This is a genomic window from Burkholderia sp. 4M9327F10 (assembly GCF_005503145.1).
Lineage (GTDB): Bacteria > Pseudomonadota > Gammaproteobacteria > Burkholderiales > Burkholderiaceae > Paraburkholderia.
Genome location: NZ_SCNV01000035.1, coordinates 40,362 through 64,881, shown reverse-complemented (window position 1 = coordinate 64,881; position 24,520 = coordinate 40,362). Strand labels below are relative to the sequence as shown.

The 24,520-nt window shown below is 60.8% G+C and carries 27 protein-coding genes; 18 read left to right on the top strand and 9 right to left on the bottom strand.

All coding sequences use genetic code 11. The features are described from left to right. Nucleotides 1-35: 35 nt before the first annotated feature. Nucleotides 36-1,046, top strand: coding sequence for an NAD(P)-dependent alcohol dehydrogenase (locus FFS45_RS26635; RefSeq protein WP_137957627.1), 1,011 nt, complete (start codon nucleotides 36-38; stop codon nucleotides 1,044-1,046). Between the two features lie 99 nt (nucleotides 1,047-1,145). On the opposite strand, the gene FFS45_RS26630 is transcribed toward FFS45_RS26635, so the two are convergent. Next, entirely contained in the window at nucleotides 1,146-2,939 is a 1,794-nt protein-coding gene (locus FFS45_RS26630; RefSeq protein WP_137957626.1) for a hypothetical protein, read from the bottom strand. Between FFS45_RS26630 and FFS45_RS26625 the strand changes: the two genes are divergently transcribed. Then, nucleotides 2,914-3,126 carry a hypothetical protein gene (locus FFS45_RS26625; protein WP_137957625.1) on the top strand — a complete coding sequence of 71 codons (213 nt, stop codon included), beginning with the start codon at nucleotides 2,914-2,916 and terminating at the stop codon, nucleotides 3,124-3,126. The genes FFS45_RS26630 and FFS45_RS26625 overlap by 26 nt on opposite strands. A 395-nt stretch (nucleotides 3,127-3,521) precedes the next feature. Here the strand turns inward: FFS45_RS26625 and FFS45_RS26620 are convergent, their stop codons facing one another. Next, the gene (locus tag FFS45_RS26620; protein WP_137957624.1) at nucleotides 3,522-4,517 is read right to left on the bottom strand and encodes an alpha/beta fold hydrolase; all 996 of its coding nucleotides are present in this window, start codon (nucleotides 4,515-4,517) and stop codon (nucleotides 3,522-3,524) included. A gap of 628 nt (nucleotides 4,518-5,145) precedes the next feature. On the opposite strand from FFS45_RS26620, the gene FFS45_RS26615 reads away from it, so the two are divergent. The 5 genes from FFS45_RS26615 (at nucleotide 5,146) to FFS45_RS26595 (ending at nucleotide 8,362) form a co-directional block, all read left to right on the top strand. Further along, nucleotides 5,146-6,261 (top strand): SpoIIE family protein phosphatase, encoded by a 1,116-nt coding sequence (locus tag FFS45_RS26615; RefSeq protein ID WP_137957623.1) that lies wholly within the window; start codon nucleotides 5,146-5,148, stop codon nucleotides 6,259-6,261. Between the two features lie 14 nt (nucleotides 6,262-6,275). Continuing rightward, the gene (locus FFS45_RS26610) at nucleotides 6,276-6,839 is read left to right on the top strand and encodes a SiaB family protein kinase (protein ID WP_137957643.1); all 564 of its coding nucleotides are present in this window, start codon (nucleotides 6,276-6,278) and stop codon (nucleotides 6,837-6,839) included. Between the two features lie 20 nt (nucleotides 6,840-6,859). Continuing rightward, nucleotides 6,860-7,246, top strand: coding sequence for a DUF1987 domain-containing protein (locus FFS45_RS26605; protein ID WP_137957622.1), 387 nt, complete (start codon nucleotides 6,860-6,862; stop codon nucleotides 7,244-7,246). A gap of 11 nt (nucleotides 7,247-7,257) precedes the next feature. After that, the gene (locus tag FFS45_RS26600; RefSeq protein WP_137957642.1) at nucleotides 7,258-8,016 is read left to right on the top strand and encodes a GGDEF domain-containing protein; all 759 of its coding nucleotides are present in this window, start codon (nucleotides 7,258-7,260) and stop codon (nucleotides 8,014-8,016) included. A gap of 115 nt (nucleotides 8,017-8,131) precedes the next feature. Then, complete coding sequence (locus FFS45_RS26595; protein WP_137957621.1) at nucleotides 8,132-8,362, top strand: hypothetical protein; 231 nt, start codon at nucleotides 8,132-8,134, stop codon at nucleotides 8,360-8,362. Nucleotides 8,363-8,398: 36 nt separating this feature from the next. Here the strand turns inward: FFS45_RS26595 and FFS45_RS26590 are convergent, their stop codons facing one another. Further along, on the bottom strand, nucleotides 8,399-8,857 hold the full coding sequence (locus tag FFS45_RS26590; protein WP_137957620.1) for an MEKHLA domain-containing protein: 459 nt from the start codon (nucleotides 8,855-8,857) through the stop codon (nucleotides 8,399-8,401). Nucleotides 8,858-8,898: 41 nt separating this feature from the next. Then, on the bottom strand, nucleotides 8,899-9,744 hold the full coding sequence (locus FFS45_RS26585; protein WP_137957619.1) for an rRNA adenine N-6-methyltransferase family protein: 846 nt from the start codon (nucleotides 9,742-9,744) through the stop codon (nucleotides 8,899-8,901). A 182-nt stretch (nucleotides 9,745-9,926) separates the two neighbouring features. On the opposite strand from FFS45_RS26585, the gene FFS45_RS26580 reads away from it, so the two are divergent. From FFS45_RS26580 to FFS45_RS26570, 3 genes are all read left to right on the top strand, one after another. Continuing rightward, nucleotides 9,927-11,120, top strand: a complete 1,194-nt coding sequence (locus FFS45_RS26580; RefSeq protein WP_137957618.1) for a phytanoyl-CoA dioxygenase family protein — start codon at nucleotides 9,927-9,929, stop codon at nucleotides 11,118-11,120. A gap of 87 nt (nucleotides 11,121-11,207) precedes the next feature. Continuing rightward, nucleotides 11,208-11,474, top strand: a complete 267-nt coding sequence (locus FFS45_RS26575) for a hypothetical protein (protein ID WP_137957617.1) — start codon at nucleotides 11,208-11,210, stop codon at nucleotides 11,472-11,474. 155 nt (nucleotides 11,475-11,629) lie between these two features. Next, the gene (locus FFS45_RS26570; RefSeq protein ID WP_137957616.1) at nucleotides 11,630-12,652 is read left to right on the top strand and encodes a MerR family transcriptional regulator; all 1,023 of its coding nucleotides are present in this window, start codon (nucleotides 11,630-11,632) and stop codon (nucleotides 12,650-12,652) included. A 155-nt stretch (nucleotides 12,653-12,807) separates the two neighbouring features. Here FFS45_RS26570 and FFS45_RS26565 read toward each other — a convergent pair whose 3' ends face one another. Continuing rightward, a complete protein-coding gene (locus FFS45_RS26565; protein WP_137957615.1) occupies nucleotides 12,808-13,698 on the bottom strand; it encodes a LysR family transcriptional regulator in 891 nt (296 codons plus the stop codon). Nucleotides 13,699-13,821: 123 nt separating this feature from the next. On the opposite strand from FFS45_RS26565, the gene FFS45_RS26560 reads away from it, so the two are divergent. Beyond that, on the top strand, nucleotides 13,822-14,562 hold the full coding sequence (locus FFS45_RS26560; RefSeq protein WP_137957614.1) for an SDR family oxidoreductase: 741 nt from the start codon (nucleotides 13,822-13,824) through the stop codon (nucleotides 14,560-14,562). Between the two features lie 28 nt (nucleotides 14,563-14,590). Here FFS45_RS26560 and FFS45_RS26555 read toward each other — a convergent pair whose 3' ends face one another. Then, the gene (locus tag FFS45_RS26555) at nucleotides 14,591-15,199 is read right to left on the bottom strand and encodes a LysE family transporter (RefSeq protein ID WP_137957613.1); all 609 of its coding nucleotides are present in this window, start codon (nucleotides 15,197-15,199) and stop codon (nucleotides 14,591-14,593) included. Nucleotides 15,200-15,304: 105 nt separating this feature from the next. On the opposite strand from FFS45_RS26555, the gene FFS45_RS26550 reads away from it, so the two are divergent. Further along, entirely contained in the window at nucleotides 15,305-16,171 is an 867-nt protein-coding gene (locus tag FFS45_RS26550) for a LysR substrate-binding domain-containing protein (protein ID WP_137957612.1), read from the top strand. Between the two features lie 80 nt (nucleotides 16,172-16,251). On the opposite strand, the gene FFS45_RS26545 is transcribed toward FFS45_RS26550, so the two are convergent. Next, the gene (locus tag FFS45_RS26545; RefSeq protein ID WP_137957611.1) at nucleotides 16,252-16,758 is read right to left on the bottom strand and encodes a hypothetical protein; all 507 of its coding nucleotides are present in this window, start codon (nucleotides 16,756-16,758) and stop codon (nucleotides 16,252-16,254) included. 518 nt (nucleotides 16,759-17,276) lie between these two features. Between FFS45_RS26545 and FFS45_RS26540 the strand changes: the two genes are divergently transcribed. After that, nucleotides 17,277-17,594 (top strand): hypothetical protein, encoded by a 318-nt coding sequence (locus FFS45_RS26540; protein WP_137957610.1) that lies wholly within the window; start codon nucleotides 17,277-17,279, stop codon nucleotides 17,592-17,594. 75 nt (nucleotides 17,595-17,669) lie between these two features. Here FFS45_RS26540 and FFS45_RS26535 read toward each other — a convergent pair whose 3' ends face one another. After that, entirely contained in the window at nucleotides 17,670-18,398 is a 729-nt protein-coding gene (locus tag FFS45_RS26535) for a winged helix-turn-helix domain-containing protein (RefSeq protein WP_249362934.1), read from the bottom strand. 253 nt (nucleotides 18,399-18,651) lie between these two features. On the opposite strand from FFS45_RS26535, the gene FFS45_RS26530 reads away from it, so the two are divergent. Both FFS45_RS26530 and thrS read left to right on the top strand, forming a co-directional pair. Further along, nucleotides 18,652-19,254 (top strand): flavin reductase family protein, encoded by a 603-nt coding sequence (locus FFS45_RS26530; RefSeq protein ID WP_137957608.1) that lies wholly within the window; start codon nucleotides 18,652-18,654, stop codon nucleotides 19,252-19,254. A gap of 223 nt (nucleotides 19,255-19,477) precedes the next feature. Further along, nucleotides 19,478-20,773, top strand: coding sequence for a threonine--tRNA ligase (gene thrS, locus FFS45_RS26525; RefSeq protein WP_137957607.1), 1,296 nt, complete (start codon nucleotides 19,478-19,480; stop codon nucleotides 20,771-20,773). Here thrS and FFS45_RS26520 read toward each other — a convergent pair. Then, nucleotides 20,770-21,441, bottom strand: a complete 672-nt coding sequence (locus FFS45_RS26520; protein ID WP_137957606.1) for a glutathione S-transferase — start codon at nucleotides 21,439-21,441, stop codon at nucleotides 20,770-20,772. The two genes, thrS and FFS45_RS26520, sit on opposite strands and share 4 nt — an antisense overlap. Nucleotides 21,442-21,645: 204 nt before the next feature. Between FFS45_RS26520 and FFS45_RS26515 the strand changes: the two genes are divergently transcribed. The 3 genes from FFS45_RS26515 to FFS45_RS26505 all read left to right on the top strand — a co-directional run bounded on the left by FFS45_RS26515 (nucleotide 21,646) and on the right by FFS45_RS26505 (nucleotide 24,512). Next, nucleotides 21,646-22,662: a porin gene (locus FFS45_RS26515; protein ID WP_137957605.1), complete on the top strand. Its 1,017-nt coding sequence runs from the start codon at nucleotides 21,646-21,648 to the stop codon at nucleotides 22,660-22,662. A gap of 84 nt (nucleotides 22,663-22,746) precedes the next feature. Beyond that, complete coding sequence (locus FFS45_RS26510) at nucleotides 22,747-23,475, top strand: GntR family transcriptional regulator (RefSeq protein WP_137957604.1); 729 nt, start codon at nucleotides 22,747-22,749, stop codon at nucleotides 23,473-23,475. Continuing rightward, nucleotides 23,475-24,512 carry an ADP-ribosylglycohydrolase family protein gene (locus tag FFS45_RS26505; protein WP_137957603.1) on the top strand — a complete coding sequence of 346 codons (1,038 nt, stop codon included), beginning with the start codon at nucleotides 23,475-23,477 and terminating at the stop codon, nucleotides 24,510-24,512. Before FFS45_RS26510 ends, FFS45_RS26505 begins: the two co-directional genes overlap by 1 nt. The last annotated feature ends 8 nt before the right edge of the window (nucleotides 24,513-24,520 follow it).

The following is a 24,520-nucleotide window of genomic DNA, read 5'->3' as shown; positions in this document are numbered from 1 at the left end:
CGCTATGACTTATTTACTGGTAAAGGGAAAACAGCATGAGAGCATACCGACTCGCTCGACGCGACAGCGCAGCGTTGCCGCTCCTGTCCGAAGTTCCGACGCCTGTCCCCGGCCCAGATGAGGTTCGTGTCGAGGTAGCAGCAGCAAGCTTGAACTACCGCGATCTGATCGTTCTGGACGGTCTCGCCAAGGGCGGCTACGAAGGCCGCATTCCTTTGTCCGACGCGGCCGGACGTGTCGCTGCTGTCGGTGAGCGTGTGAGCGCGTGGCGGATTGGTGACAGGGTTGCCGCTTCGTTTTTCCGCGACTGGATTGGCGGGCCATTCAGGGCCGGTTACATGAGTTCTGCACTGGGAGGCAGCGCGACCGACGGTGTGCTCGCCGAAAGTGTGATCTTGCCGCAAGCGTCGCTGGTCGCGGTCCCCGGGCATCTTTCAATGGAGCAGGCAGCCACGCTACCCTGTGCCGCGCTCACCGCATGGCAAGCGCTAGTCGTGCGCGGCGGCCTCGGTCACGGCGACACGGTACTGATACAGGGTACGGGAGGCGTCGCCCTGTTTGGCCTGCAATTTGCGGTGGCGATGGGGGCTCGGGTCATCGTCCTGTCGTCGTCGGACGCGAAGCTGGAGCGCGCAAGGCAGCTCGGCGCTTCCGTCCTGATCAACTACCGGGCAAAACCAGAGTGGGACAAGGCGGTCCTTGAGGAAACAAACGGCGAGGGAGCGAGCCACGTGCTTGAACTCGGCGGCCCTGACACGTATGAACGCTCCCTGCGATCGGTTGCTGCCGGCGGCAAGATCGCTCAAATTGGCGTGTTAACGGGATTTGGGTCAACGCCGAATCTTGCGCGCTTGCAGAGTATGAACGCAGACATCCTGGGTATTACCGTTGGGTCCGTGGCTCACTTCTCCGCAATGAATAGCTACATCGAAAGCCAGCGTCTGACACCCATTATTGACCGTGTGTTTGATTTTGAGGATGCCGCGAGCGCCTACGCATACCTGAGAAGCGGACAGCATTTCGGCAAGGTGGCCGTGCGGGTGTAAGCGTTTGACGCGCCATTGCGGTAGCCGGCCATTACCGTGATGGCTCACGCGGCCGGCCTCATGCGGCCGGCCGTCGTTTCTACCTCAACACCGTGATACTCAGTTGGTGTCCTTCCACAGGTCGTAGAAGGCGGTTTGACCGGTTGTCCAGGATAGCTGGACGAGGCGTGATGCACCAGTAACCAGCGCGGGGAACGAGCAGGCAGGGTTGCAGTCCTGAACCCCATTCTGGTCGACACCGGCCGTTACCGTGTTCGAGTAGATCCCCGGCGTGGTGCTGGTCGCGGCCCCGATCGACCAGCCGTCCACTTCGGTAGATGGCGTCACGCCGGTGCCGGGCACCGCCTGAATCTGCGTCTTCGTGACCAGCGGCGAGATATTGTCGATACTGGTCCACGACAGGTTGACGGACGTTTGCGCGCCGGCGCTCGAGCCGGACGGACTCAGAAAGCCGGTCAGCACGCCGGGCGTGAGGATCGGCCACGACACGGCGGTTCCGGCTGCCGCCGCGAGCGTTGGCGACGGATTGACGACGTTGAACGTCTGGCCGATCGTGTTGCCGTTCGTGTCGTAGAACGTCACCTGATAGGTCGCGAACTGCGGAACGGTCGACACGTTGATCGGCGTCGAAGTATAGAGTCCCAGGCTGCCGGGCGCCGGGGAATACGTCGCGGTGGCGCCCGGCAGGGCCTGCCATGACCACCGGTAGAGACTCGTATTCGAATTGGAGGTCAGGCCACCCGTCGGGATACTACCTTGCGGTGCACTCGTCAGAGCGAGCAGCGTGTTGCCGGTCCCATTGCGTGGCACCAGATAGGCGGTGCCGCTGATACCCGGCCCCGTCACCGCCGCGGACGCGAGGTTCGTCGGGTTGGGCGTGCCGGTGGCGCCGACCGGGATGGTGATGCCGATACCGGATTCGTAGCGTGAATACGGCAGATCGTTGCTGTCGAGGAATTGGCGGCGAGTCAGGAACGACGTGATGTTGACGTTGTACGGTTGCTGATTGCCGACGATATCCCAGCCGCCTGTCGTTTTCTGCACAACGGTTATTGCCCCTCCGGTCGAGCCGGTAGAGGTCGTATAGCGCAGCATCACCAGCGCTTGCTGCACACCGCTGCTATTGGTGAAGAACTTCAGCGTTTGCGGTAAGCCGAGCGTGACGCCTGATGCAGCGAACGCCGGGTGCGCGGTAGTGACGCTGGTGAAACCGTTGTCGAGATAGCTGGCATCGATGGCTTGCGAGCATGATGCCGACGTGCCGCCCAGACATTGCCCGAGCGACGAGATCAATGACGCCAGATAGTTCCCCACGGCGGGTGGCGCCGCGAGCGGCGCGGAGACCGTCGTGTTCTGGTTCAGCGTAATGCCCACGGCAGGATTCGCCGTGGAGATCAGTTGCGTACCGCCGGTCGGCGCCGGCACCAGTTGCACGGCATCGAGCACGGCATCCTCGCCTGTCTGGTTCGCCGTGAACGGTGTGTCGACCGGATCGAACGTCGCGGGGTTGAGGCCGTTGGCGGAGAGAATGGATGCCAGTGCCGCGTTGAGCTTCGTTTTGGCCGCACTGACGGCCGACGGCGTGACGTACTGGCTTAGATTGCCAGCGATCGTTAGATCCAGCCAGTTGCCGGTGACCGTGGTCATCGTGGCTACGGCACTGGTGAGCGGCGTAACGTTGACGACGGTTGCCTGATCATCGGGACTGGGCACGGTCGCCAAAGTGGTGAAGACTGAGACGAGCGTCGGATTCAGGCCAGACGGGTCCGTTGCCACGACCAGGTACGGCGCAGTCAGACCTTGCAAACTGGCGCTATAGACGCCCGTGCTGCTGCTGTAGGCTGTCGACGAGGCGCCGTTCGCGCCGATGACCGTGACGGTCGCGTTCGCCACGGGGCTGCCGGTCGCGACCGTGCCTGTGATGGTTGTTGCGGCCGCACTCGTTGGCGTACTGCTTGACGTGCTGCCCGACGTGCTGGTTGAGCTTGTGCTGACGCTACCTCCGCCGCCCCCGCAGCCGGCAAGGACGGATAGCGCCAACGCGCACGCCGCCGTTAACTTCAACCTCGATTTCACCTGATCCTGTGTGTTTTTTGTGTAGTTCATTTTGTTTTTCGTTGATCAAAAAGAATTGCGGTTATTCGACTACGTTTTCCTTTCCTGTTGCTTTCTGATTTATTGCGAAAAAAGCGGAATACCCGGTTTCGACGATGGATTCCAAGGCATCCATTCCAGACAAGTCCCAGGTCGCCAACGTAACGGCGGCATCGAACATGTATACAGCGATTTGCTTCAAGTATTAGATAGCGGCAATGGGCGCGAAAACTTTATATTTGCTTATTTTCTGCCACTCAATCCTGAATGGCGCTTTGTCCGGTTTTGCTGGGATTCCGCCCGATCAGTGGATTACGTGCTCCATTGGCTCATTCGTGCCATGCATAGAGCATGCGCTAATCGATAAGCGCCGCTGGTTAACTATTGATTCTGGGTGACCTGCGTGGCACGCGCAGCAATATCACCCCGGCATTCCTTTAGGGCGTCTTCGTCGTCGGCATCGTTTGCTTCATTGTCGTCGCAGACGAGTTGATATTTGAGTCCCCAGCTCAGGCCCAGCGACGTGATGAACTTACCGAATACGGGAATCCAGGTCGGCTGGCTGCTGCGCGTTTTCCAGAGAGCGTGAGCATCGCTGCCGAAGTTGCCGAAATCGTAATACTGGGCGGCAGGATTGCCCTCCTGATAGGCCGCAAACCACTCCCGCGAGTTGGTACCGTCGCCCCAATGAGAATCGTTGGTGCCGTAGAAGAAGAGTACGGGGAGACTTCCAGTCTTCGCACCAAAGCTGCGAAACGCATTCAGGTCATTTGATTCCCATCCTGGCTTGCTGCTGCGCAGGCCTCCGACAATATTGATCAGTCCCAGTACGCCAGGCGTGCGGCGTTCTCCATAAGCCACCGTAACTAACCCGCCCTCAGACTGGCCGATGATGACAATATGGTTGGGGTCGATAAACGGTAACGTTTTTGCGTAGGAAACGGTGACATCAACATCGTCAGCCCAGGTGCGTGCCGCGGCGGCGAGATTGGAACCGGGGTCGTTATGATTGCCCCCCGAAGAACCGAAACCGGAGCGCGTCGGGTTGATCACCGCGTAACCCCGCTTGACCAGTTCGAGCGATTGCCAGAAATAATCGGTTTCCTTTTGCAGATGCGGATTACCCGGTGCTTTGCCGTGGTTGATGATCACGAGCGGAAATGGCCCATTGCCCGGTGGGGTAAAAATGTACGTCGAGAGCTTGGTGCCGAAGAGCCCGGTGGATTTCACGATCATGACGTGTTCATCGCGAATGGTCCCGGGAGCGGGTACATTGCTGTCGGCATGTGCGGTGCCGCCACCTAAGGCAGCTAGCGCAAGAGTTGTCGCTGCACGCAGCGCGAGGTAAGTCATCCCCGTATGAATCTTGTTGTTCACTGAGTTCTAGTCCTTGCATGTTGGGCAAGTACGACGAAGCAGGGCTTTTCCCGGCTTGTCACGGTTAGCGACGCTGCGAAGGTTCTTGCGGGTGAGTCCGCCGCGAACGTCACCTTCTTAACGGCAAAGGCGGCAAAAAATTGAGCCTTTTTCCTGAATGAATCCCGTTCGGGCCCTGCGGCCGACGACATGCGCGCGCAGCGTGCCTTCCCGAAAACGCAGGATACCTATCTGTGCATCGCGCACGAGTTCATTTGGCTTCTCGGGTGCTCACCTGACCGGCGGCGTTGCTACCTCGTGCAAAATTCTTTGAGAAGTCGCGCAGACGCAACGCGACCTTATAGGTGCGCATGACGCCGATAGCGTAGAGGGAAACGTTTGCGACGCGCCTTCTGGCGCGCCTGCCTTCCGTCTGTCCTTTTGGGGCGGCTTTCTCCATTTAGCCGGCGTAACGAAACTGACATAAAGACCCTTTAGCGTGCTGATTTCTCGTTCAACGGGTAGGCTCAAAATGCACCCCGCGCTTGCACAGTTTGGTCGGCCTGGAGTCACCGCAAGCCCGCGTTGCGCCGGCGACTTGTGTCAGGAAGTCCCAACCATCAATGCGGCCGATTCGAACTCTCTGGCAATGGAGATCTTCTACGCGCGCCGCGACATGGGCAGTCTGGCTGTGGTGGAAGACGAGCGCCCCATTGGACTGATTAACCGGGATATTTTTCTGTCGCAAATGAGCAAGCCGTTTCACCGGGAGCTCTACGACAAGAAAAGCTGTATCGCGTTCATGGACAAGGAGCCGCTCATCGTCGACGCGGACATGAGCATCGAAGCACTCACGTTCAAGACGGTTGAGGCGGGTAACAAGGCCTTGTCCGACGGATTCATCGTGACGCGGCAGAACCGATTCGTCGGACTCGCCAGCGGCTTTCAGCTATTGGGGGCCGTGGCGGAAGTACAGGCGGAAAAGAACCGTCAAATCATGCAGAGCATTGAATATGCGAGCGTGATCCAGCAGGCCATGTTGCGCGCCTCGCGCGACGCGCTGTCGTCCACCTTGCCGGATGCCGAGTTGGTATGGGAGCCGCGTGATGTGGTAGGGGGCGACTTTTATCACTTCGCCTCGTTTCCCGATGGATGGTTTGGCGCAATAGCCGACTGTACGGGACATGGGGTGCCTGGCGCGTTCATGACGCTGCTGGGTTCGGCTTTGCTCTCGCAGGCGCTTGAACGGATCGGGCCGCGCGACCCGGCTGCTCTTCTGGCAGCAGTCAATCGCAACGTCAAGGGGTTGCTGGGTCAGGTGACAGGGACAGGCGAGTCGCCACAGTCGAACGACGGCCTCGATGCCGCGTTCTTCTGGTTCGACGCGCAACAGCAGCAACTGTACTTTTCCGGCGCACGCATCGCGCTGCACGTTTTGCAGCCGGGTGCGGACCGATTTGAAAGCATTGCGGGCGAGCGCATGGGTGTTGGGTATGTGGACAGCCTGGGGGACTATGCATGGGCGCTCAACACCGTGGCGCTGGTGCCGGGTAGCCTCTTGTTCGTCTCGACAGACGGGCTTATCGATCAGATCGGTGGTCCGCGAAAAATTGCTTTTGGGAAGCGTCGGGCTCTCGACCTCATTATCGGGAACAGCGACCAATCATTGTCCGCCGTATGCGATGGTTTGCGGCGCGCGTTGGCCGACTGGCAAGGCGCACAGGCACGTCGCGATGACGTAACGCTATTTTTTGCACGCGTTTAGGGTAGTCCATGAACATGTTTGAACTATTAGACCAGGATGCCGCGTTTTTTGAGCTTGCTCAGAGGCGCAACGTGCTCTTTTATCACAAGGGTTACTTTTCCCACAGCATAGTCGCTGCGATGAGTGAGGTTGTGAAACTGCAACTGGAAATTGCAGGGGTCGGCGCACCCACCCGGCGCAAACTGTTTTCCTCTTTTATCGAGCTCTCGCAGAATATCATCCACTATTCGTCGGACTCGCTCGTCGAGGATGCGGGGCACGGTGGCGCGATACGCGAGGGAGCGGTGTGCATCACTACCGACGGTGAGCGTCATTTCATGTTTTGCGTGAATCCCATTTCCACTGCGGCGGTGGGCGATCTGCGCGAAAAGCTCGAGCCGTTGTGCAACATGTCGCTTGAAGAAATCAAGCAGGCGTATAAGTTATCGCTACGCTCCGACACGCCGGAAGAAAGCAAGGGTGCGGGGCTTGGGTTTCTGACGATGGCCCGCGATGCGAGCGCTCCGCTGGCGTTTGCCTTCTATCCGCGTGTCGATGCGCCGGAAACCACACTGTTTTGCCTCAAAACCATCATCTGATCAAGTGACGAGCAGGCGCCATGGATAATCTTTATATTGCAGCCACGACTACGTCGCCGGAAGTCGATTTTCAGTTCGACCATAACGTGCTGACGATCAGAGGGGAGTCTTATCCGGAGAACGCGGCCGCGTTCTATGCCCCGATAATCGAAGGGCTTCGCTTGTACCTCGCAAGTTGCAGCAATGCCGTTATCACGGTCGATGTCACCCTGACTTACTTCAACAGTTCGAGCACGAAGATGCTGTTCAGCGTGTTCGATGCGTTGGACCAGGCGGCTTCATCTGGCAATGACGTACTGGTGAGGTGGTATCGCGACGCCGAGGACGAAACCATTCTCGAATTCGGCGAGGAGTTGCAGGCCGATTTCACGGCAATCCAGTTCACCGATTGTCCGGTTGCGACATAAGGACGGCTAAGGTGGCTTCAACTTCATCTTCGGACGCACCTTCGAATGACACTCCGGACCTGTTCCGGAGCGAGAGCGAGGCGCTGGAGAAAGCACGCGCGATTTATGCGAATGTCGACGCCGACGCACAGCAAAGCCGCGTGGCGTTAGCCGAGCTCATCAGGCATTTCGAACGCCTGATGCGCGAAACGCGCCGTCTGATTGGGCGCAGCGACCGCGCCGAGCGCGAGATGCATGCACTGACTCAACAGTTGCAGTATCGCGCAACGCATGATGCGTTGACCGATGTATTGAACCGCAGTGCGGTGATCGAACGGACGATCAAGGCGTTGCGAACCGATCGGGCTGTGATGATCCTGCTGGACATCGATGACTTCAAGAAGGTCAATGATGAATTCGGGCACCCTGTCGGCGACGCGGTAATACTCGGCATCGTCGACTGCCTGCGGTTGATTGTTGGTGAGCGGGGAGTCATAGGTCGCGTCGGCGGCGAAGAATTCACGGTATTATTGCCAGGTCATGATCTGGCCGACGCATTGAAGCTGGCAGAGAAAATGCGAGCGGCGATCGGCAGTCACGTCTTCGCCGCGCCGGTGAACCGTCGTATCACGGCCAGTTTCGGTGTCAGCGCCAACGCCATCTGGACCGATTTCGATACCGCATACGGCTTGGCGGATGCCGCTTTATACAAGGCGAAGCGTGGAGGGCGGAATCGCGTGGAGTATTCCGATCCGCAATTGACTTCGCCTGTCATTCAGACCGGCGACTGACCGGCAATCTGTCACGACAGGCGCGTTCCCGTCGCTTCTGACTTCGAGCAAGAAGACCATCCGGCGCGATTGCGCCCCGGTAGGCCGGTCGGAAACCGGCGAGGAAGGCGAAGAAATGGATCAGATAACCCAGCGGCTTGTCATCGATATCACCACTAAAGTGACAGTGAAGCAGGATGGGAGCGTATCTGCCGCTGTCGAGCGGGTAAGCGACTCCCTTGGGAACGACAGGACACAAATGTTCCTAGAGTTCGCCGCGCGGGAAGATTTCAATCTGACGAAGCAAGAGCAGATTGAAGCCGCGGCCGGTACGTTTGCCGATATGTATGGTCCTTCGCTGCCGTAGCCGCAACCACCAATCGCCCCAGATTGATATGGGCGATCAGATGTCGCGCGTGTGTGGGATGACAACCGCCTGGCCATGCAGGTTGCCATGCGCGTCGAGAAGCTGCCACAGTGTGGCTTCCTCGATCATGAAGCGCTGGCCCGACTTGGTGACACGCACGCCCTTGTAGCCAGCCTCGTAGCCGAGCCGCTGCACGCGCGCGAGGAATTGTTGCCGCTCCTCGCGGTTCGGGGCCTCGGCTGAGAGCCGGGACGGCAGTCGGGTGATTTCATCCCAGCTATATCCAAAGCGGCGCTGCGCGGCCTTGTTGCCGTAAATAAAGATCGGGTCGGGAGCCGTGTTATGCGCGAGTACCGCGAACGGAGCGAACTCGTAGAGCCATTCGATAGCTTCGGCCGCGGGCACGGCCTCCGGCACGAGGGGGCGACCGAGTAGCCGGGCATAGCTGTCGGCAAGAAGCTGATAGAAAGCTGGGTCGCGGTGAAGTGGAATCATCTGGGACAATAAGTACCTGAAGTGAAAATTCGCCCTTGATATCAAGCGGCGACGCCGCGCGGCTCGGAGGTCGATAGCCACCAGCCGGCGCCAACGAACCACGCAGACGGGTCGGCGGGTGTCTTCCGTCTCAGCGATTTGACTTCAGCCGTGGTGTTTGCTTCGAAAGCAGCCACCAAAGACTCGCCGGTTGCGTCATCGCGAGCTCCGATACATTCAATGAAGATCGCCGGGGAGACGAACCTCGCCGCGTATGAGTCAAGGCCAAGGCGTGTCACCAGCAGCATGCCACCGAGACCGCGATTTGGCGTCAATGGGAAGATCAGACGGCCGCCAACGTTGAGCGCTTCGAGCCAGCTATTCATGGGGTGCGTTGCACCGGCGCAGACGTAGATCACATCGGATTGCGGCAGCACTGCGTTTGTCCCGCTTTCCTCGAGCACCCGGACTTGCTTGAGGTGGGCAAGGTTCACCGTCGCTTGCGCACTGAGGTCCGGGTCAAGTTCATAGGCGGTGATATGCCCTGCGTCACCGGCAAGGTGCGCGAGCAGCGCCGTGTAATAGCCGCTTCCAGAACCGATATGAGTGACGGTTTCGCCCGGCGAGATGGCCGCAGCGTCCAGACAGCGCGCATGGAGGCTCGGTTCGCCGTTATTGATGCCCTGATCCGTCTTGAGCCCGATCAGAATGTCCTGATAGAGAACCGCAGGGTCGGATGTGCCGGTTGAGATATACCCGGTCTTCGTGAATACCTTCCATGGGCCGGGGCCCAGATATTTTTCTCTTTCGACCGTCGCAAATGCCTCCTGGATTCTCGGGTCGCTGCACGCCCCTTGAGTTGTTACGTATCGCGCATAGAAAGCGCGAAGCACGTCTACGTTCGTCATCGGCAGTTTCTCCGTCGAGAGAGTGAGCTATCGTAACAGTTATAGTTTGTCGAAGTTATCGGCCGTGGCCGGACCGGCACCTCGGGGTGCTTTTGATGTGTTTATCCTGGCGCAGACCGATGCAAGAGCAGTATTGTTGAGGGAACCGATCGTCAACTCATTTGCGTGGAATCGCGGACGACATGGATCAGCCAGGTTCGCGCCCGGATGCCGGGCGCCGGAAACTGTACCGCGAGCAGGACTGTTCGCTTCGCGACTTTCTCGCCGTATTGCATGATGGCCGTGATGCGGTTCGAACCGAATACGCAGACGAGATGCGCGAGAACGTGCCGATCTACGATTGCAGCCGGTTAAGCCGTGTACTCGCGGACGATGCACGGCGTACCGAACTGCAGGTCGAGTGGGCGGACGTTCTGGATCGCGGTGCGGGTGTTCTCGTGTTAAAGCGCGCCTTCCCCGATACCGCGCCGATCGACGACGCGACGGCAGTCTTCGACGCCATCATCCGGGACGAGCGGGAAGCAGGCAGCGCGCCAGCCGATCATTTCGCCAGGGCGGGGGCCAATGACCGGATATGGAGTGCGCAGCAAAAGCTTTGCTTGCGCGCCCCGTCCGTGTTTGCCCGTTACTACGCCAACCCGATGCTGGTTGCCGCAGCACAAGCCTGGCTGGGGCCCTGCTTTCAGGTGACTGCTCAGGTGAACGTCGTGCGCCCAGGTGGAGCGGCACAACAGGCGCACCGGGACTACCATCTGGGGTTCCAGACTGTAGCCGAGGCCGAACGCTATCCGGCGCACGTCCATACAATGTCTGCCTTCCTGACACTGCAAGGCGCCGTCGCACACAGCGACATGCCCGTGGAAAGCGGGCCCACCAAGCTGCTTCCGTTCTCGCAGCGGTACGCTCAAGGCTATCTTGCGTGGCGGCGGCAGGACTTCCGCGACTACTTCGAGGCAAACTGTATTCAACTGCCTCTGGAGAAAGGCGATGTGATTTTCTTCAGTCCCGCGCTTTTTCACGCAGCAGGGGCGAACCGGACTGAGAGCGTCCAACGCATGGCGAATCTGTTGCAGATTTCCTCGGCGTATGGTCGCGCAATGGAATCGTTGAATCGCACGAAGATGTGCGAGGTTCTGTATCCGGTCTTGCTGGATAACCTGATAACGTCAAGGATGACCGAAGCTGAGGCCGACGCGGTGATTGCATCGTGCGCCGAGGGCTATCCGTTTCCCACCAACCTCGATAATGACCCGCCTGTTGGCGGCCTTGCGCCGGAAAGCCAGCAAATGTTGTTCGCCCGGGCGCTCCGGGAGTCGTGGAAGGCGGACACGTTCATCGAGACCCTGCGCCGGCAATCAGTGCAACGGGAAGCCTGAAATGGACAGTGCAGGCGCGTGTTCAGATCGGTAAGATTGATATGCGACAATTGAATTCGTCTGCTACCCGCACAGAGGGCGAACCGCATGGAACAGGTACACGTACAGTTGACGGAGCCATTGCTGATCAACGAATCGGCGGTATGGTTTTCGGCGTATGGCTTCGGTTGGGGATACCGCGCCTATGAGCTAAGCTCCGACGTGGTTTGCGAATTCCTCGGAGCCGCAAACGATACCCCTAGGCAATTAATGCTCGCTTTCCACCTTGGAAAGCCAAGACTTCTATCAGCGGCAGAGCGCAAGGCCACGCTGACTGCCGGTGAGCGGATCGAGCTTACGGGCGAGGATCTTTGAGTTAGTGGTCAATGCCCGGTCGCTTTGCGCAACGCTGATCATCAAAGAGAGCCGGGCGAAAGAGTCGCCTCATAGACGTCGCAGAATCTCGTTGACTCAGCCCTTGGGGCCACCTTCATGCTGATTGCCTCTGGTCAACAACAAAGAGGTGACTGATGAATTCTTCCGCCCGCTGTTTGAATGCGTCTGAAGCAGCCAGACGGCTCGGAGTATCGATCAAGGCCCTGCGGCTATATGAGCAGCAAGGGTTGCTAACGCCTGGTCGAAGCGCCGCAGGATATCGGGTATATGGTCCCGACGATCTGCTTCGTGCTGCGGAGGTAGTAGCCCTGCGCGCACTCGGTCTCAGTCTTGCGCAGGTCGCACGGGTGCTGGATGGTGACGCTCATGGTTTAGGAACTGCATTGGCCGCGCACGAAACCGCGCTGGACAATCAAATCCACGAGCTCGTCCGTAAGCTCGACAAGGTTCGAAGTGTCCGATCTGATCTTGCACGAGGTCAGATGCCTCCCGACGGAGAGTTGACGCGACTGCTCGATGAAACGGCTATGAGCGTGGCATTCGAGCTTCCGTGGCCGTGGGGCGGGGAGTGGTTCGAGCTTCGCGATATCCGCCCCTTGAATTACATCATCGGCTCTTTGGGCAGCGGGAAGACCAGGCTGGCCCGTCGTCTGGCAGAGACCCTGCTCGGCGCGGCATTTCTTGGTTTGGACCGGCTGCAGAACGCAGGCGCTGCAGCAGTTGAGTTGCTGAACGCCGATCCGGAACTGAGATCGCGCGTCAATCACGCCTTGGCGTGGCTCATCGACGAGGGCGCAACAGAATCCGAGGCTTTGATCGCGCTGCTCGTTGGGCTGGAAACCGACGGCCCGGAGATTCTGGTGGTCGATATGATTGAAGAGGGTCTGGAACAGCCCGCACAGGAGGCGCTGATTACCCATCTTCGCCATCGCGCAAAAAGCGGGGGACGCCCCCTCTTTCTGCTGACGCGTTCTTCAGCGATCCTGGACCTGGCGTCGGTCGGGCCTGATGAGGCCATTATCCTTTGTCCGGCAAATCACAGTCCCCCCACCCGGGTAGCGCCATACCCGGGTGCGCCGGGTTACGAGGCCGTCGCCACCTGCCTGGCGTCACCCGAGGTACGAGCGCGGGTTGCACGCAGTCCTGAGACGGCGTAAGCGTGATCCGTTCCTTGTGACTTCAGCGGAGACGCGGCGCATAAGGCCGGTAGCTGATGTTCCGACGTAGCGGACGCGACCGGCCTCTACGGGCCTCTACCGGCCCCTGCCGGCCTCCGGGAGAGGCCCCCGCTACGCCGATTGATTCCATTTGCCTAAATACGCGGCGGAAGCGCCGTGGCAAAAAAGTCGGTCACACGGCGCACGCGCGCCGGCACAAACCGGCGTTTGGGCCAGATGAGGCTGATGTCTCTGACGTCGCTTATAAACTCGTCGAGCACCGTGATGACGTCCGGATGCCGGAGTTCGTGGGCAAGAGACACCTTTGCAAACAGGCCAATTCCAACGCCGGCGAGAACACCTGTCCGGATCGTTTCGACACTGTTGGACGAAAGATTTCCGCGGACGGACACGCTGAATCGGCCTTCCGGTCCTGTAAACGGCCAATTCACCGACTCCGTCAGGCCCTCATACAAAAGGCAGTTGTGATCCACAAGCTCGGCGGGGGTCTTGGGTATTCCGTGTTGCTCGAAGTAGCGACGGGATCCCACGCATACGAGAGGGGTGGTGGCCACGCGCTTGACGACCGCATCGGGGTCGTTGACCGGGCCCACGCGGATCGCCAGATCGATCCGGTCCTCCACCATATCTCGCACGAAATCCGAAAGGACAAGATCGACCTGAAGGCCGGGATTGAGTGACAACAGCTCGGGGATAAGCGGGAGGATGTGCAGGCGTCCAAAAGTAGCGGACGCGGCGATTCTGATCAGACCGGAGACATCGAGCGTGCTGCTGGTCAGTTCGCCGTCGGCTTCGTCCATCTCGTCAACCAGAGGTTTTGTCCGATCGTAGTATCTCTGCCCTTGGTCCGTCAGGGTCACGCTGCGTGTGCTTCGGTTAAATAGCAGCACCCCTAGACGCTTTTCCAGCGCGCCGATGGCCTTGCTGATGGCGGATTGCGACTCGCCGGTTCTACGCGCCGCGGCGGAAAAGCCGCCCGCTTCAACGACGGCAATGAAGGCGTTCAATTCGTGAAACCGGTCCATCGCATGCCCCTCGTGTGATCGATTCTCTTGAAGAATAGATCTTATGGGAAATCCGGTGATTATCATCCCATGGGGATGGAATTACCATCTTCGTGTTATTCACTAACAGACAGAAGATCCGAAATGTCCACTCTCGCAGGCAAGATTGCCGTCATTAGCGGCGCAACGACCGGTATCGGTTTGGCAATCGCCCAGCGCTTTGTCGCCGAAGGCGCTCACGTCTTTATCTTCGGCCGTCGGCAGGCACAGCTCGACGAAGCCGCCAAACTGATCGGACGCAACGTCACGGCTATCCAGGCCGACGCGGCGAACCTCGATGACCTCGACCGCGTCGCTGCGGTGGTAAGGCGGGAAAAAGGCGTTGTAGATATCGTTGTGTCGAACGCGGGCTTTACGGAGCAGGCGTCCATCGACACCATCACGCCAGAGCATTTCGACAAGGCATTCAACCTCATGGCGCGCGGCCCCGTCTTCCTCGTGCACAAGCTGTTGCCGATGATGACAGGTGGCGGATCGATCATCCTCGTTTCGTCGGCCATGCACCTCATGGGCATTCCGGGCCACACCGCCTATGCGGCGACCAAGGCGGCGTTGCGTTCCTATGCCCGCACGTGGGCCGCGGAATTCAAGGATCGTGGCATTCGCGTCAACATGCTGAGCCCCGGCGTAACCGACACTCCGATTCTCGACGCTCAGTCGGCAACACGCGAGGATCTGGTGGCGATGTACAAGGGTATGGTTCCGCTCGGCCGGCTCGCCCGGGCTGAGGAGATAGCCAGCGCCGCGCTCTTTCTGGCCTCCGAGCAGAGTTCCTATGTGACGGGTGCGGATCTGATGGCCGATGGTGGCATCGGCCAGGTCTGAGGCCCGGCGTTCGTGGGCCTTGGGGGCGTCATTTCCCGAAGCTAAGCCACATCGGGATGATCGATATCACAAGAAGCAACGCCAACGTTCCGTTAAGCAGTCGCCATTGCAGGTCGGTCCGCAAAAGACGCGCAAACAGGAGACCGGCCACGCACCAGATTGAGAGCGACACGATGGCGGCCAGGCCGAACGACGCCCCAAGCAGCGCGCCGAGTCGAAGCGGATCAGGCGCAAGCGCGACAAACGACGCCGAGGCGCCCAACGTCATTGCCCATCCCTTTGGGTTGTGCCAGAGCATCCAGACACCGCTTGCGAACCCGGTCGGTTTTCGGAGTTGTGCGCCGAGATGAGGGGGGCCGCTGCGTCCTATCCGTGAAGCGAGCCACACGAGATACAGTGAGCCGATCGCTTTCATGCCGAGTTGCAGGGCCGGCAGCGCCAGCAGGATGCCGCCGAGCCCCGCAGCAGCGGCGGCGGCCATGGATGCGAGGGCGACTGCGATACCCGCCATGTAGGGCAAGGATCGCCGATAGCCGAAATGGGCGCCCGACGCGGTTGCCAATGTGGTTGCGCCTCCCGGGGTGACGGTGGAGACGATGACGAAGAGAAACAAGGGCAGGTAATCATGGAGCGGCACATCTCCTCCCGGTTAACAAAAAGCGAAAACCTGTTTTTACCTGTGCACCTTGCATTAAAACAGCGAAACTTTTTGATGGTTTCCATTAGCGTTCATAATGGATGAATGGCACGCAATCTCGACATCGCATTGCTTCGCGCATTCGTCACCACCGCCGAACACGGCAGCATGACTGCCGCCGGCCATGCGCTGCATTTGACCCAAGGCGCAGTCAGCCAACAGATTGCCCGGCTCGAAGCGCTGTCTGGCCCCTTGTTTTTCCGCGATCATCGCGACTTGCGCCTCACGTCAGCGGGGGAACGGCTGCTCGGGGACGCGCAGCGGTTGCTGGCCGTGCATGACGCGTTGTGGACAGCAATGACAGAGGGCACGGTGGAAGGCACGGTTCGACTCGGCGCACCGCAGGACCTCGTCGGACCGCTTCTTGGCCCGATTCTGAAAGCCTATGCGCAAGCTCATCCGCAGGTGGAACTCACGCTCCTCTGCGCGGCCTCGCCGGACCTGTTACGAAGCCTCAAGCGCGGTGAGATCGATATTGCACTGGTCGAGGAATTGCCGGGGACATCCCGTGGCGAATGCCTTGCAATAGAACGTCTGGTCTGGGTGGGTGCGAGAGGGGGAACGGCGCATCAAAAACGCCCGCTGCCCGTATCGATGGTGGCGGAAACCTGTGCGTTCCGGCCAACGGTGTTCAACGCGCTTCGCAAGCGCGACTTGTCGTGGCGTACCGTGTTCGAAAACGGGAGCGTCGACGCAACGGCTGCGACAGTGCGCTCCGATCTCGCCGTCACGGCGTGGCTCGCATCCACCGTGCCTCCCGAGCTGGACATCTTGCCACCCGAAAGTGGTCTTCCCCTACTCCCGGGCTTCGCGATCAATCTTCACCTGTCGCCAAACCAGAACTCGCCTGCGGTCAGCGAACTCGCTCGGCATATGAGAGACGGATTGGCCCGATTCCGGCAGTCTGCGTGATTCGCGCAAGCGGGTTTGAGTGTGCGGCGCCTGAAGGACGCACGCCGAAGCGTTCAGGCGACACACAGGCAGAGATTGGGCTAGTGAGCGACCTGTAGTCCGTTCTTCTCCAAAACCGAATTGATCAACTCGCTGACCCGGAGCCCGCTATCCATTGTCGCCTGTTGAGCTTTCGCTTGAATGTCAGGGTTCGAAAGCGCGCTCATGTATTTGGCGAGGACGGGATCGCGATAAATCGAAATAAGGTGGGTGATGTCTGCGTCCGAGAGGTTGGCGACGCCAGCGCGCGTTGTTGTTTCGATTACTCCACCACCTTGAGCGAGCATATTGGCGACAGCCGTATTCACCTGGCCCTCTATCGCGGCCCACTTATCCTGTGCGACGTCGGGATTAAGCTTCTGCGCCTGCAGCAGTAACGCTTTGGCGACCTGTTCTTCGATGGATCCTGTCTTGCCGCCCTGCTGGCTCTGGATAAGTTGTTGGATCAGTTGAGCACGGCTGGCGTCGTCGGCGTGAGAATTGACGCTATGCAGCGCTATGGCAAGTGTGGCGCCGGCGCACAGCATGTAATTTGCGAATTTACGCATGTTTAAACCCCGTATGTTCGTTGTTGTTCTCATTCATTTGACATACTTGAAATTTAAAGCAGGATGTCAGCCAAAGAATTTGAGGGTATTTGGCCTCGGCAATTGTCAATGATTTTTGCGCTAATGTCGAATAACAACTGATGGTCAGGAGTGGAAGCTCTGGACAAACGACGAGGTAGCCGGTGGGAAACTTGGCTTTCCGGCGCGGCTTTAAATCCGGCTCATGCTTTCACCACGTGCCGCATCAGCAATCCGATTGCTTTGTGGCCCACTTTCCTCCAATGAATTAGCGTGCGAACGAATCAATCGCCGCGTGCTGTGTAAGTTTTACGCTCGCCAGGACCGGTGGTGCTCCGTGATTGGCGGATCTGTCATGACGCATAGCCGCCTCGCTGCGCAGCCACAGCGCCTTGGTATTCAACGGGTTTCACGCTCCACTTGCCGCGCTTGCACACAACACCGGGCATGAAGAATGCCTGATGTCTGCGTGTGACGATCTTTGGTTCGGAGAGGACATAATGGATATTCGACCGACTGTGTGGTTTCCGCTGGACCGTTATACGCCCGTCCGCGATGGCTGGTACGAGGTTCAGCTAGTGAGCGGCGATACGGCGTTTGCAAAGTTTGGCGCCGATGAGTGGAGCGAGAAGCCCCTGCTCGTATTCACGCATTGGCGAGGACTGTCCGCCGATCCGTCCCGCTCAGGCGAAGTCGACACCTTCAGCGCTGAGGCGACCGCTGCGCAAGGGGTCCGCGCGGCGTGGAATGCGTTTTTCCCCGGGCTGGGCGAGGAGCAGCACAAACCGTTGGATGTTGCGCACGGCGAAAAGAGCTAACGCGGGCCGGCCTGCAATGAGGGCGCGCGCTCGCGAGGCGTGCAGCAACGCCACCACCGTCCATGAGTAAGAGGCTCATGCGTCGTGGGCGAGTTCTCCCAGTCTGCCTTCTATGCCCAGTTGCTCCTTCAGCCACACCCAGCCTTGCGGCGTCACCTGCACGGCGCGCGTTGTTTTGACCCGCCGCAGCCAGCCGTTCGTGCACAGCAGGCTCATCCACTGCACACCTAATGGCCCCGCCAGATGATGCTGGCGCTCCGACCAGTCGAGGCATTGGCGTGCGAGGCCACGCCGGGTGGGCTGCAACTCCGGCACGTTCAACCCCATGCGGCCGAACCATTCCATTCCAGCCGGCGTGACCTCGAACTGCTTGTCCGCCGCTGCCACAATCACGCCGCGGCGCTCCAGCGCCTGCGTCACCGCCACGCCGAGTTGTCCCGCCAGATGGTCGTAACAGCACCTCGCGAAGCGCAGCTTCTGCGCGTCCGCGCTCAACGGCTTCACGCGTGGACGGCTCAACGGCGTGACCGAGGCGAGATTTTCCAGCAGCAGGGCCACGTGCGACCCGCCTAGCCGGTAATAGCGGTGCCGTCCCTGTGCCTCGACTTCGACCAGGCCGCCGGCCAGCAGCTTCGCCAGATGCGTGCTGGCGGTCTGCGCGGTGACGCCGGCCGCGTAGGCAAGCTCGCCGGCGGGCAGTGCATGCCTGTCGACCAGCGCCATCAGCATGCTGGCGCGCGCCGGGTCGGCGATCAGGAAGGCGGTGGACGCGATATTCGGATGAGGGCACATGATCGATCCCATGCAAGCTGGATGCTGCGATGTTGCCATCATAGGCGTTCGCGTGGGCCGCATGTTTCGATGCGTGTCGAAACGTTGTGGCGTGCCCGGTGGGGTCCGCGAGCGGTGCTGCCGCGCTCCCTGGACCAGTCACCGGTCGTCCGCGCTTGCGTGGGCACGCGAGCGCCGCAGCCTGGCTAGAATGCCATCTGGCGCGCGTCGGATGGCGCCGGCACGCCGCGCGGATCGACAGACAGCTTGGACCATGAAGGGACGTATGAAAGGCACCAGAGAAGCAGTGGAATTGTCGCGGGCGACCCAGTTACTGAATCACGGTCCGGTCACCGTTATCACCAGCGCCCATGCGGGGCGCACGAATGTCATGGCGGCGTCGTGGGCGATGCCGCTCGATTTCAATCCGCCCAAGGTCGTGGTGGTGGTCGATAGCCGCACGCTGACGCGGCAACTGATCGAGGCGAGCGGCGTGTTCGGTCTGCAGTTGCCAAGCCGCGGCTTTGCCCGCGAAACGCTCGCGGTCGGCACGACGCCGGGCGCCGAGCTCGACAAGTTCGCCGCGTTCGGTCTGGAGACGTTTCCGGGTGAGCGCATCGACGTGCCCATGCTGGCCGGCTGCATCACGTGGCTCGAATGCAAGGTGATTCCCGATGACAGCCAGCGCCACGACCTGATCATCGGCGAGGTGGTGGCGGCCTACGCCGATAGCCGCGTCTATTCGAAGAACCGCTGGCACTTCGGCGACGATCCGGATCTGCGGACCTGCCATTACGTAGCAGGCGGGACCTTCTTCGCCACCGGCGAGGCGTTCGAAGTGGCGCCCGCGGTGAACGGAGCGCCGCACGTTCCCGCGGTCGGCGATTGACGTAGCGCTATCAGATCGTTTATTGTCGATCCATGGATCTCTATTCGTTCTCCTTCGCGGCTGTCACCACCACGACGACCACCCATATGGGCGGGTCGTCTGGAGGTTGCGCGCGCTAGAGAGAAGCAAGCTGCAGCAAACCCCCAAGGGCCCCGCCGGAGACGGACGGGGCCCTTGGCGTTTATAGCCCTCCGTCGATGGTTCAAATCAAACAGAGCGTACTATGAACGACATCGATCACCGCGTACTGGGTAACAAACTGGACCTCTTCCACCAGCAGGAGGAAGGCCCCGGCATGGTTTTCTGGCATCCACGAGGTTGGGAGCTGTACCGCGTGCTGGAGGACTACATTCGCCAGCGAATGCGACGCGCGGGCTTTCGCGAGATCCGCACGCCGCAACTGCTGGCTCGTTCTTTATGGGAGCGCAGCGGGCATTGGGAGAAGTTCGGCGCCAATATGTTTTCGTTCTCCGAAGGACTGGGCGAGAGCGATGCTGAAGGTGCTGCCGAAGGGCGCGCGCTTTGTCTCAAGCCAATGAGTTGCCCTTGCCACGTTCAGGTGTTCAATCAGCGTGTGCGTTCGTATCGCGAGTTGCCGGTGCGCTATAGCGAGTTTGGCGCCTGCCATCGCGATGAGCCGTCCGGCTCGCTTGAAGGACTCAAACGCACGCGTGCCTTCGTTCAGGACGACGCCCACGTGTTCTGCATGCAAACGCAGATAGAAAGCGAAGTCGGACGCTTTTGCGACCTGCTGCGCACTGTCTACGCCGACCTCGGATTTCCTGCATTCTCGGTGGCCCTGGCGACGCGCCCCGCGCTGCGCGCCGGCGGCGACGAAGTATGGGATCGCGCTGAAGCGGCGCTGGCCAAAGCGGCGCTTGCAGCCGGGCTCGCGTTCGAGGTGCGCGAAGGCGAGGGCGCATTCTACGGTCCCAAACTGGAGTTCCATCTGATCGACAGCCGCGAGCGGAGCTGGCAATGCGGCACGGTTCAGCTCGACTTCGTTCTGCCGGAACGGCTCGACGCGCAGTACGTCAATGAGCGCAACGAACGGGAACGGCCCGTGATGATTCACCATGCGGTGCTAGGTAGCCTGGAGCGCTTCATTGCACTGCTGCTGGAGCATCACGAAGGCTGGTTGCCCGTGTGGCTCGCACCGGAACAGGTCGTGGTGGCCACGATCAACGACGCCAGCGCGGCGTATGCGGTGCAGGTCTTGCAAGCGCTTGAAGAGGCGGGCGTGCGGGCCGTTCTCGATGATCGTCCCGAACGGCTGGAGAAGAAAATCTTCGATGCCCGCGAAAAGCAGGTGCCGGTCTTCGTCGCCGTCGGACCGCGCGATGAACGCGACCAGACGCTCAGTATTCGCGAGCGCGATGGACAACAGACGGTGCTCGCGCTTGCCGACGGTGTTGAGCGTTTGCGGCTCGCAGCGCTTGGGCCGATCTCAACGTTCGAGCGCAATGGGAGCGCTGGGGCGCAGCGAACGAGCACTGCGCCCGCGGTCGGACAAGCTTAGCTCAGCAGCTCATACTTGCCGCCGCGCTCTAACGCACGCTGATACGCGGGCCTTGCATGGATGCGCTCGAGAAAGCCTTGGATGGCCGCGATATTGGCGTTGGCGCCACCGCGCGCGGCGGCGGCTTCGAGCGGGAAGCTCATCTGCACGTCCGCGGCGCTGAACTCGTTGCCGACGAACCAGCCGGTGGGCGTCAACGCGTCGTTGACATAGCCGAGATGCAGCTTGATCTGCGGATCGACGAAGCTCGCTTCGAGCGTCGAAGCGATCTTGCGGGCGATCGGTCTGGCGAAGAACGGCATCGGCGCGCTGCCGATGCGCAGGGCCACCAGCTTGAGCAGCAGCGGCGGCATGACCGAGCCTTCCGCATAGTGCAGCCAGTACGTATAGCGCAGCCGCTCGGGCGTCCCGGCTGCCGGCGCGAGGCGCCCCTGGCCGTAGCGGTCCACCAGATATTCGATGATGGCGCCCGATTCCGCGATGGTCAGGCCGTCGTCCGTGATGACCGGCGCTTTGCCGAGCGGATGGATGGCGCGTAGCTCCGGCGGCGCGAGCATGGTTTTCGCGTCACGCTCATAGCGCTTGATCTCATAGGGCACGCCGAGTTCTTCAAGCAACCACAGAACGCGCTGCGAGCGAGAGTTGTTCAGGTGATGGACAGTCAGCATAGGGGATCCGGAGCGATGGAGTGACACATCATAGCTGCGTTGGCGCCGCGCGCATCGCTGCACGGGTTTCCCCTTATTCGGTCCTGCTTGACCATCGGGATTCGGCGGCTTAGATTTCGTACATGTTCCTACATGTACTTTTTAAGGCATGCAAAAAGGAACAGGCAGTCGTACCCGCGATCTGCCCACCCGACATCGCCCATCATGAACATTCGCCTGCCGGCCGCTGTAATGCTGATTTGCCTCGCACCTGCCGCGCACGCGGATTCGGGCGTCACCCTGTACGGCATCCTGGACGAATTCGTCCAGGTGGTGAACACGGGCAGCGGCTACACCGGCGCGCTCGGCTCGTCGGGACAATGGGCGAGCCGTTTCGGCCTGCGCGGCACCGAGGACATCGGCGGCGGCAACCATATCAACTTCGATCTGCAGAACGGTTTCAACCCCAACGACGGCACGTTTGCCTCGCCGGGCAGCCTGTTCAATCGCGCTGCCTGGGTTGGCGTATCCGGCGGCTGGGGCGAACTGCGCGCCGGCCGCCAGAACTCGCCGCTGTTCAACGATCAGGGTGGCCTCGACGCGTTCGGCGCTTCGACTCAGGCATCGGGCTTCAGTAATCTGATGACCTATACGGTGCGCACGAGCAATACGGTCTCCTATACATCGCCGACGCTGGCCGGCCTGCAGTTCAGTCTCTACGCGGGTCTTGGCGATGCGGGCGGGTTCCGCTCGCCGGGCTCGAGCTACCAGGCCGATGTCACGTATTCGCGCGGACCGGTCGCCGCCGTGTTCGCCGTGCAAGCCGTGAAGAGCGCGGACGGCAGCGCGACGGACCGGACCGAGGAGGCGGGGCTCTCGTATCAGATCGGCAAGGCGACGCTTTACGCGGGATGGAGCGGTTCGAAGTGGGCCGATATCGATCTGGATGTGAACGTGTACGGCGCATCGGCGCTGTATCAGTTCACGGCGTCGAGCGCCCTCGCGTTCGGCTACACCTATCTGCACGACGAAACCGGACAGGGCAACAACGCGAGCCAGGTAGCCGCGCTTTACACCTATACATTGTCCAAGCGCACGACCATCTACAGCGCGCTCTCGTTCCTGCAAAACCGCGGCCAGGCGGAATACCGGCTGGCGGGCTCGGCCAATGCCGGGCTGCCGCTCGCCTACCCCGGCGCGGATGCGCGCGGATTTCAGCTGGGCATCGTGCAGCGCTTTTAAGGAAAACATGTGCATACTTGTGCTTTTCGAGTAAAGGTCCGGTCGCCGCGATGGCCGGGTCTTCCCAGGCACAGGAGCCGCAAGATGGTGAAACGGGCAGTAAAGAGCGCGGAAGTCGGGCGCTCGAAGGCGCATATGGTAGCCGCCACGATCGAGCAGGAAATTCTGAGCGGACGCCTGCCGTTCGGGCAACAGCTTGAAAGCGAGCACGAACTGGTCGAGCGCTTCGCGGTGAGCCGCAACACGGTGCGCAAGGGACTCGACCTGCTGACCAACGGCGGGCTGATTACGCGCAAGGGTGGCATCGGGTCGTTTGTGACATTCAACGGCCAGACGCTCGATGGCACGCTTGGCTGGACCACCGCCATTGAAAAAGCGGAGGGCGGCGCCCAGACCCGCGTGCTGCAGATTGCGCTGGTCGAAGACGAGATGCTTGCACAGCAACTGAAGCTCAAGCGCTCGACCTTTGTGGCGATCGACCGCATGCGCGTGATCGGCGCCGAGGCGCAATGCATCTCGCTGGAGCGCAGCCGTCTGCCGTTCAGCGAAGAGCTTGCTGCGTTGCCGCTGCAAGGGCTGGCAGGCGGTTCGTTGAACCGCACGCTGATCGAGCACGGCATGGTGCCGCATCACGGCGAGCAGTGGGCCGAAGTGATTGGCCTCGAAGCGGCCGATGCGCGCCTGCTCAAGCGCCGCGCCGGCACATCGTTTCTGCGTTCGCGACGGCTCACGCGCGACCGCGAGGACCGCATCATCGAGTACGTCGTGAGCCTGCTGGATCCGGCGTTTTTTGCACTACACCTGGAATTCTGATGTCTTCGTCTTTGCATTTGACCCACCCCGAGTGGACGGACCGTGCGCGTGGCGCGTTTTATGGCCTTGCCCTCGGTGATGCCTACGGCATGCCGACGCAATCGCTAAGCCGCGAGCGGATTGCCGAACAGTTTGGACGGATCGGCAAGCTGGAGAGTGCGTTTGCCGATCAGCCCATCGCCCCCGGTTTGCCGGCCGGCTCGATTACCGACGACACCGAGCAGGCGGTGCTGGTGGCCGAGCTTCTGGTCGAGGGTAACGGCACGATCGAACCCAGGGCGTTCGCGCACGCGTTGATGGAGTGGGAAGCGTCGATGAAAGCGCGTGGCTCGCTCGACCTGCTTGGACCGTCCACCAAACAGGCGATCGAACGTATTGCTGCTGGAGAAGATCCGTTGCGTACCGGGCGCTTCGGCACCACCAACGGCGCGGCGATGCGCGTGACGCCGGTCGGCATTGCGTTCGATCTCAGGCAGCGCGAGCGCTTTATCGACGCGGTGGTGCAGTCGTGCATCGTCACGCATCACACCACGCTCGGTATTGCCAGCGCGGCGGCGGTTGCGGCGGCGGTGTCGGCGGGCGTGAATGGCGCGAGCCTGGCGGTGGCGCTCGAAGCGGGGATCGAGATGGCGGAGCAGGCGGCGAGCCGCGGCTTCTGGGTGGCCGGCGGAAAGATTGCCCCGCGTCTGCGCCATGCGCGTGAGTTGATCCGCGGCTGCGCGGAGCAGGATGTCGCGGATGTGATTTACGACGTGATCGGCACTTCGGTTGCGTCGCAGGAATCGGTGGTCGCTACCTTTGCGCTCGCGGTCGACGCCGAGCGCCGTGGCGGCTCGATCGAGGCCGCATTGGGCGCGGCCGCGAGCCTGGGCGGCGATACCGACACAATCGCGGCGATGCTCGGTGCGATTCTGGGCGCGTGCTCGGGCTACGACGCGCTGCCAGCCGAGCCGGTGGCGACGATTCGGCGCGTGAATGCGCTCGATCTCGATCCGCTGGCCGACCGTTTGCTTGGACTGCGCGCCCGCACCGACTGACGCGCAGG

Excerpts from the sequence above, each read along its gene's own strand:
- FFS45_RS26635 (WP_137957627.1), top strand. The coding sequence starts at position 36 with ATGAGAGCATACCGACTCGCTCGACGCGACAGCGCAGCGTTGCCGCTC.
- FFS45_RS26625 (WP_137957625.1), top strand. The coding sequence starts at position 2,914 with ATGACCGTGACGGTCGCGTTCGCCACGGGGCTGCCGGTCGCGACCGTG.
- FFS45_RS26615 (WP_137957623.1), top strand. The coding sequence starts at position 5,146 with ATGGAGATCTTCTACGCGCGCCGCGACATGGGCAGTCTGGCTGTGGTG.
- FFS45_RS26610 (WP_137957643.1), top strand. The coding sequence starts at position 6,276 with ATGTTTGAACTATTAGACCAGGATGCCGCGTTTTTTGAGCTTGCTCAG.
- FFS45_RS26605 (WP_137957622.1), top strand. The coding sequence starts at position 6,860 with ATGGATAATCTTTATATTGCAGCCACGACTACGTCGCCGGAAGTCGAT.
- FFS45_RS26595 (WP_137957621.1), top strand. The coding sequence starts at position 8,132 with ATGGATCAGATAACCCAGCGGCTTGTCATCGATATCACCACTAAAGTG.
- FFS45_RS26590 (WP_137957620.1), bottom strand. The coding sequence starts at position 8,857 with ATGATTCCACTTCACCGCGACCCAGCTTTCTATCAGCTTCTTGCCGAC.
- FFS45_RS26585 (WP_137957619.1), bottom strand. The coding sequence starts at position 9,744 with ATGACGAACGTAGACGTGCTTCGCGCTTTCTATGCGCGATACGTAACA.
- FFS45_RS26580 (WP_137957618.1), top strand. The coding sequence starts at position 9,927 with ATGGATCAGCCAGGTTCGCGCCCGGATGCCGGGCGCCGGAAACTGTAC.
- FFS45_RS26575 (WP_137957617.1), top strand. The coding sequence starts at position 11,208 with ATGGAACAGGTACACGTACAGTTGACGGAGCCATTGCTGATCAACGAA.
- FFS45_RS26570 (WP_137957616.1), top strand. The coding sequence starts at position 11,630 with ATGAATTCTTCCGCCCGCTGTTTGAATGCGTCTGAAGCAGCCAGACGG.
- FFS45_RS26565 (WP_137957615.1), bottom strand. The coding sequence starts at position 13,698 with ATGGACCGGTTTCACGAATTGAACGCCTTCATTGCCGTCGTTGAAGCG.
- FFS45_RS26560 (WP_137957614.1), top strand. The coding sequence starts at position 13,822 with ATGTCCACTCTCGCAGGCAAGATTGCCGTCATTAGCGGCGCAACGACC.
- FFS45_RS26550 (WP_137957612.1), top strand. The coding sequence starts at position 15,305 with ATGGCACGCAATCTCGACATCGCATTGCTTCGCGCATTCGTCACCACC.
- FFS45_RS26545 (WP_137957611.1), bottom strand. The coding sequence starts at position 16,758 with ATGCGTAAATTCGCAAATTACATGCTGTGCGCCGGCGCCACACTTGCC.
- FFS45_RS26540 (WP_137957610.1), top strand. The coding sequence starts at position 17,277 with ATGGATATTCGACCGACTGTGTGGTTTCCGCTGGACCGTTATACGCCC.
- FFS45_RS26535 (WP_249362934.1), bottom strand. The coding sequence starts at position 18,398 with ATGGGATCGATCATGTGCCCTCATCCGAATATCGCGTCCACCGCCTTC.
- FFS45_RS26530 (WP_137957608.1), top strand. The coding sequence starts at position 18,652 with ATGAAAGGCACCAGAGAAGCAGTGGAATTGTCGCGGGCGACCCAGTTA.
- thrS (WP_137957607.1), top strand. The coding sequence starts at position 19,478 with ATGAACGACATCGATCACCGCGTACTGGGTAACAAACTGGACCTCTTC.
- FFS45_RS26520 (WP_137957606.1), bottom strand. The coding sequence starts at position 21,441 with ATGCTGACTGTCCATCACCTGAACAACTCTCGCTCGCAGCGCGTTCTG.
- FFS45_RS26515 (WP_137957605.1), top strand. The coding sequence starts at position 21,646 with ATGAACATTCGCCTGCCGGCCGCTGTAATGCTGATTTGCCTCGCACCT.
- FFS45_RS26510 (WP_137957604.1), top strand. The coding sequence starts at position 22,747 with ATGGTGAAACGGGCAGTAAAGAGCGCGGAAGTCGGGCGCTCGAAGGCG.
- FFS45_RS26505 (WP_137957603.1), top strand. The coding sequence starts at position 23,475 with ATGTCTTCGTCTTTGCATTTGACCCACCCCGAGTGGACGGACCGTGCG.